This window comes from Kitasatospora sp. NPDC127067, from assembly GCF_042724755.1.
GTDB classification, from domain to species: Bacteria; Actinomycetota; Actinomycetes; order Streptomycetales; family Streptomycetaceae; genus Kitasatospora; species Kitasatospora lactacystinica.
The window spans coordinates 70,409-82,080 of sequence record NZ_JBHXEM010000005.1 but is presented as its reverse complement, the minus strand read 5'-3'; the positions used below and the strand labels follow the sequence as shown (position 1 = coordinate 82,080).

Here is an 11,672-nt window from a genome sequence, read left to right as displayed (position 1 = left end):
CACGGTTCGGGGTCCGGCCCCGGGAACCCCGGGCCGGCTGACGGGACATGACGCTACGAATCCGCGGCGGGGTGCCGACAGCCGTCTGGACGGCCTCTGCGGGGTGTATCCAGATACACCCCGAACTGGGTGTTCAGGCCTAGAGCGCCGGGCGCCCCGGACGGGCAGACTGACCCGTCGAAAGATCGGAACCGGGGTCCGCGGGGCTTCGGGGCGACGGCTTCGGGTCCGCCGCTCCGGGCCCGCGGCTCCGAGGTCCCCGGACGGGGGCCGCGGAAGGGAGAGGGGGCGCGTCATGAACGCGGGAGTGCTGGAAGAACTGGCCCTGAGGGTCGGCCGGGCGTGCGCGGACGGGGTGCGGGCCTGGTACGCGGCGACGCTGGCCGTGACGGGCTTCCTCGCGCTGCTGGCGGGGCCGGTCCTGCTGGCCTCCGCGCTGTTCGGACCGGACGAGCCCCTGGACCTCCACCCGGGCGGACCGCTGATCCTGGTGGTGCCGATGGGGCCGGTCGCCCTCTGGGCACTCTGCTGGGCCACCGGGGGCGGCGGCCGGGCGGTCGGCGCCGCGCTGTTCGCCCCGGGGGCGATAGCGCTGATGGCGACGCACCTCTACGGGGGTGCCGCGCCCGGCGGCCGGTCCGGCTCGCTCTGGCTGGCGCCCTCGCTGCTGGTGCTCGGGCTGTTCGGGGCCCGCTGGGCCGCGACGGAGAGCAGGCGGACGGTCGGGAAGTGGAGCGGGCGGCCGATCCCGGTGCCGTACCGTCGGCCGGTCGGGGCCGGGCCCTGGCGACGGCTGCGCACCGGCGGCTGGCTCACCGACCCGGCGACCTGGCGGGACATCGCCTGGACCCTGCTCACCGGCGCCGCCGTGCTGCTCACCGCCGCGATCGTCCTGCTGACCCCGGTCGCCCTGGAGGTCTTCGGCCGGAACGGCCGGTTCTTCGCCCTGGGCGTCGTCTACGGGATGGGTCTGACCGTCGCCCCGTTGGCCGTGCTGTGGGCCGCCCCACCGGTCCTGCGGTTCCACGAGAAGGCCGCCCGGGCCCTGCTCGGGCCCTCCCGGCGGGCCGAGCTCGCCCGCCGGGTCAGCCACCTCGCGCGGACCAGGGCGGACACCATCGACGCCGGCGCGGCCGAGCTGCGCCGGATCGAACGGGACCTGCACGACGGGGCGCAGGCCCGGCTGGTGGCCCTGGGCATGCTGCTGACCGTGGCCGAGCAGCTGAAGGACGATCCGGACGCCCTCGGGCCGCTGCTGGCCGAGGCCCGGCTGTCCTCGGTGAAGGCGCTGGGCGAGCTGCGGGACCTGGTCCGCGGCATCCACCCCCCGGTGCTCGCCGACCGCGGCCTGGCCGACGCGGTTCGGGCGACGGCGCTCGACATGCCGCTGCCGGTCGGCTTCAGCGGCGACCTGCCCGGCCGGGTATCCGCCCCGGTGGAGTCGGCGGCCTACTTCGCGGTGACGGAGCTGCTGGCCAACGTGGTCAAGCACGCCGGGGCCTCGCAGGTGTGGATCGAGATAGGGCACAGTGACGGACTGTTGCGGATATCGGTCACCGACGACGGGCGCGGCGGCGCCGACCCGTCCCGGGGAACCGGCCTCAGCGGAACCGAACGCCGACTGGCCGCCTTCGACGGGGTGCTCGCGATCAGCAGCCCGTCCGGCGGGCCGACCATTGTGAACCTGGAGATCCCGTGCGCGTTGTCATCGCCGAAGACCTCTTCCTCCTCCGGGACGGCCTGACCCGGCTGCTGGAGGCCAACGGCATGAAGGTCACCGCGGCGGTGGAGGACGGAGAGCAGCTGCTCGCCGCGGTGGCCGCGGACCGCCCCGACATCGCCGTGGTCGACGTCCGGTTGCCGCCGGGCTTCACGGACGAGGGGCTGCGGGCCGCGCTCGCGGCCCGCCGGGCCCACCCGGGCCTGCCCGTCCTGGTGCTGTCGCAGTTCGTGGAGCAGCTCTACGCGCGCGAGCTGCTCGCCGGCAGCACCGGCGGGATCGGCTACCTGCTCAAGGACCGGGTGATGGACGGTACCCAGTTCATCGACGCCGTCCGGCGGGTCGCCCAGGGCGGCACCGTCATGGATCCGGAGGTGATCACCCGACTGCTCACCCACAACTCCTCGGCCGGCCCGGTCTCCACCCTCTCGCCGCGCGAGCGGCAGGTGCTGGCGCTGATGGCGGAGGGCCGGTCCAACGCGGCGATCGCCCAGCAGCTGGTGATCACCGAGCGGGCGGTCGCCAAGCACACCGCGTCGATCTTCGTCCGGCTCGACCTCCAGCCCTCCGATGACGACAACCGTCGGGTCCTGGCCGTCCTGGCCTACCTCAACAACTCCTGAAAGGAGCCGCCATCGCCCGCGCTCCGACACCGACCCCGCACAACTTGATAGATCACCGACAAGTGGCGAGTGGCCCTCCGCTGCACGGGGCTCGCCTGCTGCAGAACGGGTCAATTAGGCTGGTGAGGTGCTCATCCTTGTTCGCCGCCGCCACGTGGACCTGCTCCGCGTGACGACCATGTCCTGTCGACGCTCCGGCTGAACCTCGCGCCACCCACCCTCACCGGCGACCCCTGCCCGGCCGCCACCACCTCCCGGCTCCCCGAGCACCCGCCGCACCAGGCGCTGCTCCGGCCGTCCCCGGTCGACCACCGGGACCAGCCGGGACGAGACCCAGCGGATGTCACACATGACGCAGCAGTACACGCCCATATCCGAGACCGGCACCGACCCCGCCCCGGCGGACGCCCTCCCGGTGATCGACCTGTCGCTCGCCGACGGCAGCCCGGAGGACCGTCGCCGCCTGCACGACGAGCTCCGCGACGCGGCCACCGGCGTCGGCTTCTTCCAGCTCGTCGGCCACGGTGTCACCCCGGACGAGACCACCGCACTCGCCCGGGCCATGCGCGCCTTCTTCGCACTCCCCGAGGCCGACCGGCTCGCCGTGAGCAACCTCAACTCCCCCCACTACCGGGGCTACACCCGCACCGGCGACGAGCGCACTGGTGGCAGCCAGGACTGGCGCGACCAACTGGACATCGGCGCCGAGCTGCCCCCGCACGTCCCCGGCACCGGCGAGCCCCCGTACTGGTGGCTGGAGGGGCCCAACCAGTGGCCCGAGGCGCTCCCCGAGCTGCGCACCGCCGCGCTCGGCTGGATCGACCACCTCGGCGGGGTCGCCCGCCACCTGCTGCACGAGCTGCTCACCGCGATCGGCGCCCACCCCGACTTCTACGACGAGGCCTTCGCGGGCCACCCCCACCTGCGCCTCAAGCTGGTCCGCTACCCCGGCAGCGCCCCGGACGGCACCGGCCAGGGCGTCGGCACCCACAAGGACTACGGCTTCATCACCCTGCTGCTGCAGGACACCGTCGGCGGCCTCCAGGTCGAGCGCGCGGACGGCACCTTCCTGGACGTCCCGCCGCTCGACGGCGCCTTCGTCGTCAACCTCGGCGAGCTGCTGGAGGTGGCCACGGACGGTTACCTTAAGGCCACCAGCCACCGTGTGGTCAGCCCGCCCGGCGCCCGCGAGCGCTTCTCGGTGCCGTTCTTCTACAACCCCCGCCTCGACGCCCACATCGAGCCGCTCGACTTCCCGCTCGCCCACCGCGCCCCCGGCGCCACCGAGGACCCGGCCAACCCGCTCTTCGCCGACTTCGGCCTCAACGAGTGGAAGGGCTACACCAGGGCCCACCCCGAAGTCACCCGCCGCCACCACGCCGCCCTCGCCTGACCCGTGCGGCGCGGAGCCCGCACCGCACCGATGCTCCCCACCGGCAGCCCTCCGGCCCGGGCGCCCCACGCGGGGTGCCCGGGCCGGCGGGGCCCGTCGGCCCAGCGCTGTCGGAGCGGCGGCAAGACCGACACGGTCGACACGACCGACATCACGCAGAGGATCGCCGGCAGCGCCCCGAGGCGGAGAGAGCGTGCTCACCGAGGCGCTGGTAAACGTCGGACTGCTCGTCTCCCCGCACCCCGCCGGTACGCCTCCCCCCACGACCTGCTCCGCCGCTACGCCCGCGGCCTCGCCACCGGACGCCGGCCGGCCTCCTGAGCCGGTGCACCGATGGACCCGGGGCGACGGGCACTGTCACACTGCTGCTGTCACAGCAGGAGTGTGCCAGCGCGGGAGGCGGCGGGTGGGGGAGCACGGCGGGGTGGGGGTCGGGTTGCGGCTGACGGTGGACGAGCTGGCGGCGCGGGCCGGAGTGACGGTGCGGACGGTGCGGTTCTACGGGACGAAGGGGCTGCTGCCGCCGCCGGAGCTGGGGCCGCGGCGGGTGGGGCTGTACGGGGCGGCGCACCTGGACCGGCTGGAGCTGATCGAGGAGTTGCAGCGGCAGGGGCTGACGCTGGCGGCGATCGAGCGGTACCTGGCGCGGTTGCCGCAGGACAGCTCACCGCTGGACCTGGCGATCCACCGTGCGCTGGTGGCGTCCTGGACGCCGGAGGCCCCGGAGGAGGCGACCAGGGCTCAGCTGGAGCGGCGGGCCGGGCGGGGGCTGACGGAGGAACAGGTCGGGCGGCTCGCCGCGATGGGGGCGCTGGAGCGGACGGGAGATCCGGAGGTGTTCCGGGTGGATCCCGGACTGCTGCCGCTGGGCGTGCGGATCCTGGACGTGCCGATCCCGTTGGAGACGCTGCTGGCCGCCCGGTCGGTGGTGGTGGAGCACAGCCGGGCGACGGCCCGGGAGTTGCAGCGGCTGTTCCGCGAGACGGTGTGGAAGCCGTACCGGGAGAGCGAGCCCGCGCCCCAGGAGCTGGCCCGGATGCGGGCGCTGACGGACCACATCCAGCCGATGGTGGCGCAGGCGCTGGTCACGGCCTTCCAGCGGTACCTGCGGGAGGAACTGGGCGAGGAACTGCGCCAGGAGCAAGGGCAGGAGCAGGCCCAGGAACAGGAGCAGGTACAGGCGTAGGGGTACGGGTAGGGGCGGAGGCCCGGTGGGGCCGTGCGGCGCACGGCCCCACCGGGATCCGAGCAGGGCGTCGGGTCAGTCCGTGAAGGTCCGTCCCTCGGCCGCCACCCGCTCCAGCAGCGCCGGGGGCGCGAACCGCTCGCCGTACGCGGCGGCGAGTTCGCGGGCGCGGGCCGCGAAGCCGGCCGGGCCGCCCTCGTAGCCGTTGATGTACTGGAACACGCCGCCCGTCCAGGCCGGGAAGCCGATGCCGAGGATCGAGCCGACGTTGGCGTCGGCGACCGAGGTCAGCACGCCCTCCTCCAGGCAGCGCACCGAGTCCAGCGCCTCGCTGAACAGCATCCGCTCCTTGAGGTCCTCGAAGGGGACGTCCGCCGCCCCTGCGGGGAAGTGCTCCAGCAGCCCCGGCCAGAGCCGCCCGCGCCTGCCGTCCTCGCCGTACTCGTAGAAGCCCGCGCCGCCGCTGCGTCCGGGACGGCCGAACTCGTCGACCATCCGGTCGACCACCGCGTCCGCCGGGTGCGGCGTCCAGGTGCCGCCGACGGCCTCGACCGAGCGCCGGTACTCGTCCCGGATCTTGCGCGGCAGGGTGAGGGTGAGCTCGTCCATCAGGGAGAGCACCTTGGCGGGGTAGCCGGCCTGGGCGGCGGCCTGCTCGATGCTGGACGGGTGGACGCCCTCGCCGACCATGGCGACGCCCTCGTTGAGGAACTGGCCGATCACCCGCGAGGTGAAGAAGCCGCGCGAGTCGTTGACCACGATCGGGGTCCGGTCGATCTGCCGGACCAGGTCGAAGGCGCGGGCCAGCGCCTCGTCCCCGGTCTGCGGGCCGCGGATGATCTCGACCAGCCGCATCTTGTCGACCGGCGAGAAGAAGTGCAGCCCGATGAAGTCGCCCTGGCGCTCGACGCCTTCGGCGAGCACGCCGATCGGCAGGGTGGAGGTGTTGGAGCAGAGCAGCGCGTCGGCGTCGACCACGCCCTCGATCTCCCGGAACACCTTGTGCTTGAGCTCGGTGTTCTCGAAGACGGCCTCGATCACCGCGTCGCAGCCGGCCAGGTCGGCGGCCTCGGCGGTGGGGGTGATCCGGGCCAGCAGCTCGTCGCGCCCGGCCTCGGTGGAGCGCCCGCGCGCGACGGCCTTGTTCAGCAGCCCCTCGGAGTAGGCCTTTCCGCGTTCGGCGGCCTCGACGCTGACGTCCTTGAGCACGACGTCGATGCCGGCCTTGGCGCAGGCGTAGGCGATGCCCGCGCCCATCATCCCGGCGCCGAGCACCGCGACCTTGCGGACCGGCCGCTTCTCGACGTCCTTCGGGCGTCCGGCGCCGGAGTTGACCGCCTGCATGTCGAAGAACAGCGCCTGGATCATGTTCTTGCTGGTCTGTCCGCAGACCAGCTCGGTGAAGTAGCGGGCCTCGACGGTCATCGCGGTGTCGACGTCCACCTGGGCGCTCTCCACGGCGGCGGCCAGGACGTTGCGCGGGGCCGGGTAGGGCGCGCCGTTCAGCTGCTTGCGCAGGTTGGCCGGGAAGGCGGGGAGGTTGGCCGCGAAGGCCGGGGTGGCCGGGGTGCCGCCGGGGATCCGGTAGCCCTTGACGTCCCAGGGCTGGACGGCGCTCGGGTTGGCCTCGATCCAGGCGCGCGCCCGGGCGGCCAGCTCCTCGGGGTTGTCGACCAGTTCGTGCACCAGTCCGTGTTCCAGCGCCTGCGCCGGACGGTACTGGCGGCCCTGGAGCAGGAACTTCAGCAGGGCGTCGGTGATGCCGAACAGCCGGACCGTACGGACCACGCCGCCGCCGCCCGGCAGCAGGCCGAGGGTCACCTCGGGCAGGCCGATCCGGCCGGCGGGGGTGTTCAGCGCGATCCGGTGGTGGCAGGCGAGGGCGATCTCCAGGCCGCCGCCGAGCGCGCTGCCGTTGAGGGCGGCGACGACCGGCTTGCCGAGGGTCTCCAGTTTGCGCAGCGAGCGCTTGATCCGCATCGACTTCTCGAAGACGGCCGCGGCGTCCTCGGGGCGGGCGGCGGAGAGCATCCGCAGGTCTCCCCCGGCGAAGAAGGTCTTCTTGCCGGAGGTGATCACCACGCCGCGCAGCGCGTCCGAGGACGCCAGGGCCGCCAGCCGCTCGACGACGGTCTCGAAGTCGGCGGCGAAGGCCTCGTTCATGGTGTTGACGGACTGGGCGGGGTCGTCGAGGACGAGGGTGACCACGCCGTCCTGGTCCTGCTCCCAGCGGATGGTGGTGGTGTCGCTCATGGGTTCACGGTCTCCAGGTCTACCGGTCTGCGGAGGAGGTGCCACGCCCGGCGTGTCCCAGGAAGGGTGGCGGCGGGCGACGGGCGGGCTCAGATGCGCTCGACGATGGTGGCGATGCCCATGCCGCCGCCCACGCAGAGGGTGATCAGGCCGTAGCGCAGGTCGCGCCGCTCCAGTTCGTCGATCACGGTGCCGAGCAGCATCGCGCCGGTGGCGCCGAGCGGGTGGCCGAGCGCGATCGCGCCGCCGTTGACGTTCACCTGGTCGTGGCGGAAGCCGAGTTCGCGGATGAAGCGGAGCGCGACCGCGGCGAAGGCCTCGTTGATCTCGACCAGGTCGATGTCGGCGGCGGTGAGCCCGGCCTTGGCGAGCGCCTTGTGGGTGGCCGGGGCGGGGCCGGTGAGCATGATGGTCGGCTCGGAGCCGGAGACGGCCGCGGAGACGATCCGGGCGCGCGGGCGCAGCCCGTACCGTTCGCCGACCTCGCGGTTGCCGATGGCCACCAGCGCCGCGCCGTCCACGATGCCGGAGGAGTTGCCCGCGTGGTGGACGTGGTCGATGGCCTCGACCCAGTGGTACTTCTGGAGTGCGACGGCGTCGAAGCCGCCGGCCTCGCCGATGGCGGCGAAGGAGGGCTTGAGGCCGGCCAGGGTCTCGACGGTGGTGCCGGGGCGGATGAACTCGTCGCGTTCCAGCACGACCAGGCCGTTGCGGTCGCGCACCGGGACGACCGAGCGGTCGAACAGGCCGTCCGCCTGGGCCTTGGCGGCGCGGGCCTGGGACTCGGCGGCGAAGGCGTCCACGTCGGTGCGGGAGAGGCCCTCGATGGTGGCGATGAGGTCGGCGCCGATGCCCTGGGGGGCGAAATTGGTCTCGTAGGCGGTCATCGGGTCGGCGAACCAGGCACCGCCGTCGGAGGCCATCTTCACCCGGGACATCGACTCCACGCCGCCGGCCAGGACGAGGTCCTCCCAGCCGGAACGGACCTTGGCGGCGGCCAGGTTGACGGCTTCCAGGCCGGAGGCGCAGAAGCGGTTCTCCTGGACGCCGGCGACGGTGTCGGGCAGGCCGGCCGCGATGGCGGCGATCCGGGCGATGTCGGAGCCCTGGTCGCCGACCGGGCTGACCACGCCGAGCACGATGTCGTCGATCGCGGCCGGGTCCAGCCCGGGGTAGCGGTTGCGCAGCTCGTGGATCAGTCCGACGACCAGGTCGATCGGCTTGGTGCCGTGCAGCGAGCCGGAGGCCTTGCCCCGGCCGCGCGGGGTGCGGATCGCGTCGTAGACGTACGCTTCGGTGGTCACGGTGGAACGCCTTTCAGCGGGTTTCGGGGCAGGGGGTGAGCGGGGTCGCCCAAAAGCTCGGGGGTGGAACGGTCAGCCGAGGAGGGAACGGCCGACGATCTCCTTCATGATCTCGGTGGTGCCGCCGTAGATGGTCTGGATGCGGCCGTCGGTGAACGCCCGGGCGACCGGGAACTCGCTCATGTAGCCGTAGCCGCCGTGCAGTTGGAGGCAGCGGTCGGCGGTGCGCTTCTGCAGCTCGGTGGCCCACCACTTGGCCATCGAGGCGTCCGCCGGGGTGAGCGCCCAGCGGTTGTGCTCGGTGATGCAGCGGTCCACGAAGGCCCGGGTGACGGCGCACTCGGTGGCCAGTTCGGCGATCTCGAAGCGGACGTGCTGGAGCTTGGCGAGCGGACGGCCGAAGGCCTCGCGCTGCTTGACGTAGTCGGTGGTGATCTCGACCAGGTACTCGGCTCCGGCGATCGCCGCGGCGGCGATGGTGAGCCGCTCCTGGGCGAGGTTCTGCATCAGGTGGACGAACCCGCCGTTGAGTTCGCCGATCAGGTTCTCCTTCGGCACCCGGACGTCCTCGAAGAACAACTCGGCGGTGTCCTGGGCCTTCTGGCCGATCTTTTCGAGGTTGCGGCCGCGCTCGAAGCCGGGCGTTCCGCGCTCGACGGCCAGCAGGCTCAGCCCGTGCGCGCCGCCCTCGGGGGTGGTGCGGGCGACCACGATCACCAGGTCGGCGAGGATGCCGTTGGAGATGAAGGTCTTGGCGCCGTTGAGCAGGTAGTGGTCCCCCTCGTCGACCGCCTGGGTGCGGATGCCCTGGAGGTCGGAGCCGGTGCCGGGCTCGGTCATCGCGATCGCGGTGATCAGCTCGCCCGAGCAGAAGCCGGGCAGCCAGCGGCGCTTCTGCTCCTCGGTGGCGAGCGAGGTGAGGTACGGGCCGATGATGTCGTTGTGCAGGCCGATCGCCAGACCGGAGGCGCCGGCCCGGGCGAACTCCTCGGCCAGCACCGCGGCGTAGCGGAAGTCCGGGGTTCCGCCGCCGCCGTACTCCTCGGGGACGGCGAGGCCGAGCAGGCCCTGGCGGCCGGCCGCGAGCCAGGCGGAGCGGTCGACGATGCCGGCCTTCTCCCAGCGGTCGTAGTGCGGCAGCACCTCCTTGGCCAGGAAGGCCCGCACGGTGGCCCGGAAGTCGTCGTGCTGCTCGGTGAAGATCTCGCGCTGCAACGCTACTCTCCTTGCTCTGCCGAAGGGTTGGGTGACGGGATTCCGGGGCCGAGTGGCGGGACGCCGGGTTCCAGGGAGGGGGCGCCGGGGTCGAGGGAGGTGACGCCCCAGTCGCGGGCCACCTCGCCGGTGTCCGCGCCCGGCCGGGCCGGCGGGCGGCGCAGGGCGCCGGGGGTCGCGGAGAAGCGCGGGGCCGGAGCGGGCTGGGTGACACCGTCCGCCTCGACGTACGTCCCGCGCACCGACAGGTGGCCGTCCACGGCAGCCTGGCGCATCGTCAGTACCGGCTCCACGCAGGCGTCCGAGCCCGCGAAGACGGCCTCCCACTCGGCCCTGGTCCGGGTGGCGAAGCGGGCGGCGATCAGGGCCCGCAGCTCGGGCCAGCGGGCCGGGTCGTACTGGCCGGGCGCGTCCGGGCCCAGCTCCAGCAGCCGGGCGAACTCGGCATAGAAGCGCGGCTCCAGCGCGCCGACGGCCAGGTGCCCGCCGTCGGCCGCCCGGTAGAGCGCGTAGAACGGCGCGCCGCCGTCGAGCAGGTTGACGCCCCGGCGGTCCTGCCAGTGACCGGCCGCCAGCAGGCCCCACAGCATACTGCCGAGGTGCGCCGCGCCGTCCACGATCGCGGCGTCCACCACCTGGCCCGCGCCGGTGGCCCGGGCGTGGTGCAGACCGGCGAGCAGGCCGACGACCAGGTAGAGCGAACCGCCCGCGTAGTCGCCCAGCAGGTTGGCCGGGATGCCGGGGGCCTCCTCGACCCCGCCCGGCGCGGCCACCATCCCGAGCACCCCGGCGACCGCCGCGTACCCGAGGTCGTGCCCGGCGGTCGCCGCCCGGGGGCCGTGCTGCCCCCAGCCGGTCATCCGCCCGTACACCAGCGCCGGGTTGCGGGCCAGGCACGCCTCCGGCCCGACGCCGAGGCGCTCCGCGACACCGGGCCGGTAGCCCTCGATCAGCAGGTCCGCCCGCTCGACCAGGTCCAGCACCCGCCCGGGGCCCTCGGGGGACTTCAGGTCGATCAGCACCGAGCGCTTGTTGCGGTTGCTGAGGTCGTACGCCGGATCGGTGCCGAGCGGCGAGGGCTCCGGCCGGTCCACCCGCACCACGTCCGCCCCGAGGTCCCCCAGCAGCATCGCCGCGAAGGGCCCCGGCCCGATCCCGGCGAGCTCCACCACCCGCACACCCGCCAGCGGCCCCCCGGCCTCCGGCGCACCGCTCGCGTCACCCACTGGCAGCTGAACCCTTCCCGACGGGTTTGACAGTAAAGCTGTAACACTCGGGATGATAGGCAAGCGACTCGCCAGTAACAAGACCTCCGCCCTCGCGCCGAACCGCCAATTCCCCCTCGACCGGGCCCCGCTGAGCCCGGCCACTCCCCGCGCATCCGGAATGACGGAGGGTGGGTCAGTGCACTGACAGTGCCCCCCTGTACGGTCGTCATGCCGCAGGGGAGCGGCCGCATCGCCGAATGGGGAGGATTTCCGCACATGGGTAGCCCGAACTTCGTCACGGGACCGGTCGCACCGGCCAAGGACCCGATACCGGGCCCGGCGGCCACGTACGCCGCGAAATCGCCGTACGCCAATCCCGCACAGCCGAGCGACACCACCGTGCCGCCGCTCCCCCTCATGCCGCCCGGCAAGGCCACCACCCGACTGGACACCCCGTACGAGCTCACCGCCTCCGCCGCGATAGCCCGCCAGATCGCCACCGACCTCGACAACGCCAACGGCAAGGCGGGCGCGGGCGCGCACAGCCTCACCGAGTACGCGAGCACCGCGTCGACCAGGATCCGCGGCTTCTCCTTCGGCGGCGCCCTCACCGGCAGCACCGAACGCTGGCTGCAGCAGTGCAAGACCCTGCACGGCAAGCTCGGCAGCACCGCCAACAACCTCGACCGGACACAGCAGTACTACCAGTCCAACGAAGCCGCCATCGCCGCCGGCTTCCGTCCGGGTCGGTAGAAGGCAAGGGGGAACGA

The 11,672-nt window shown here is 73.3% G+C and carries 9 protein-coding genes; 5 read left to right on the top strand and 4 right to left on the bottom strand.

Features of this window, described 5'->3' with window-relative positions:
- Positions 1–295: 295 nt before the first annotated feature.
- The 4 genes from ACFWJ4_RS03730 to ACFWJ4_RS03715 all read left to right on the top strand — a co-directional run bounded on the left by ACFWJ4_RS03730 (position 296) and on the right by ACFWJ4_RS03715 (position 4,922).
- Positions 296–1,744, top strand: a complete 1,449-nt coding sequence (locus ACFWJ4_RS03730) for a histidine kinase (protein ID WP_380538755.1) — start codon at positions 296–298, stop codon at positions 1,742–1,744.
- Positions 1,696–2,343 carry a response regulator gene (locus ACFWJ4_RS03725; protein ID WP_380538753.1) on the top strand — a complete coding sequence of 216 codons (648 nt, stop codon included), beginning with the start codon at positions 1,696–1,698 and terminating at the stop codon, positions 2,341–2,343. The genes ACFWJ4_RS03730 and ACFWJ4_RS03725 overlap by 49 nt, the downstream gene beginning before the upstream one ends.
- Before the next feature lie 349 nt (positions 2,344–2,692).
- On the top strand, positions 2,693–3,736 hold the full coding sequence (locus tag ACFWJ4_RS03720) for an isopenicillin N synthase family dioxygenase (protein ID WP_380538751.1): 1,044 nt from the start codon (positions 2,693–2,695) through the stop codon (positions 3,734–3,736).
- Between the two features lie 406 nt (positions 3,737–4,142).
- On the top strand, positions 4,143–4,922 hold the full coding sequence (locus tag ACFWJ4_RS03715) for a MerR family transcriptional regulator (RefSeq protein WP_380538749.1): 780 nt from the start codon (positions 4,143–4,145) through the stop codon (positions 4,920–4,922).
- Between the two features lie 75 nt (positions 4,923–4,997).
- Here ACFWJ4_RS03715 and ACFWJ4_RS03710 read toward each other — a convergent pair whose 3' ends face one another.
- The 4 genes from ACFWJ4_RS03710 to ACFWJ4_RS03695 form a co-directional block, all read right to left on the bottom strand.
- On the bottom strand, positions 4,998–7,175 hold the full coding sequence (locus ACFWJ4_RS03710; RefSeq protein ID WP_380538747.1) for a 3-hydroxyacyl-CoA dehydrogenase NAD-binding domain-containing protein: 2,178 nt from the start codon (positions 7,173–7,175) through the stop codon (positions 4,998–5,000).
- A gap of 89 nt (positions 7,176–7,264) precedes the next feature.
- Entirely contained in the window at positions 7,265–8,479 is a 1,215-nt protein-coding gene (locus ACFWJ4_RS03705) for an acetyl-CoA C-acetyltransferase (protein WP_359900090.1), read from the bottom strand.
- 72 nt (positions 8,480–8,551) lie between these two features.
- On the bottom strand, positions 8,552–9,694 hold the full coding sequence (locus ACFWJ4_RS03700) for an acyl-CoA dehydrogenase family protein (RefSeq protein WP_380538745.1): 1,143 nt from the start codon (positions 9,692–9,694) through the stop codon (positions 8,552–8,554).
- A 2-nt stretch (positions 9,695–9,696) separates the two neighbouring features.
- Entirely contained in the window at positions 9,697–10,920 is a 1,224-nt protein-coding gene (locus ACFWJ4_RS03695; protein ID WP_380538743.1) for a CaiB/BaiF CoA transferase family protein, read from the bottom strand.
- Positions 10,921–11,178: 258 nt separating this feature from the next.
- Here ACFWJ4_RS03695 and ACFWJ4_RS03690 point away from each other — a divergent pair, with 258 nt between their 5' ends.
- The gene (locus ACFWJ4_RS03690; RefSeq protein ID WP_380538741.1) at positions 11,179–11,655 is read left to right on the top strand and encodes a hypothetical protein; all 477 of its coding nucleotides are present in this window, start codon (positions 11,179–11,181) and stop codon (positions 11,653–11,655) included.
- The last annotated feature ends 17 nt before the right edge of the window (positions 11,656–11,672 follow it).

Excerpts from the sequence above, each read along its gene's own strand:
- ACFWJ4_RS03710 (WP_380538747.1), bottom strand. The coding sequence starts at position 7,175 with ATGAGCGACACCACCACCATCCGCTGGGAGCAGGACCAGGACGGCGTG.
- ACFWJ4_RS03690 (WP_380538741.1), top strand. The coding sequence starts at position 11,179 with ATGGGTAGCCCGAACTTCGTCACGGGACCGGTCGCACCGGCCAAGGAC.
- ACFWJ4_RS03730 (WP_380538755.1), top strand. The coding sequence starts at position 296 with ATGAACGCGGGAGTGCTGGAAGAACTGGCCCTGAGGGTCGGCCGGGCG.
- ACFWJ4_RS03720 (WP_380538751.1), top strand. The coding sequence starts at position 2,693 with ATGACGCAGCAGTACACGCCCATATCCGAGACCGGCACCGACCCCGCC.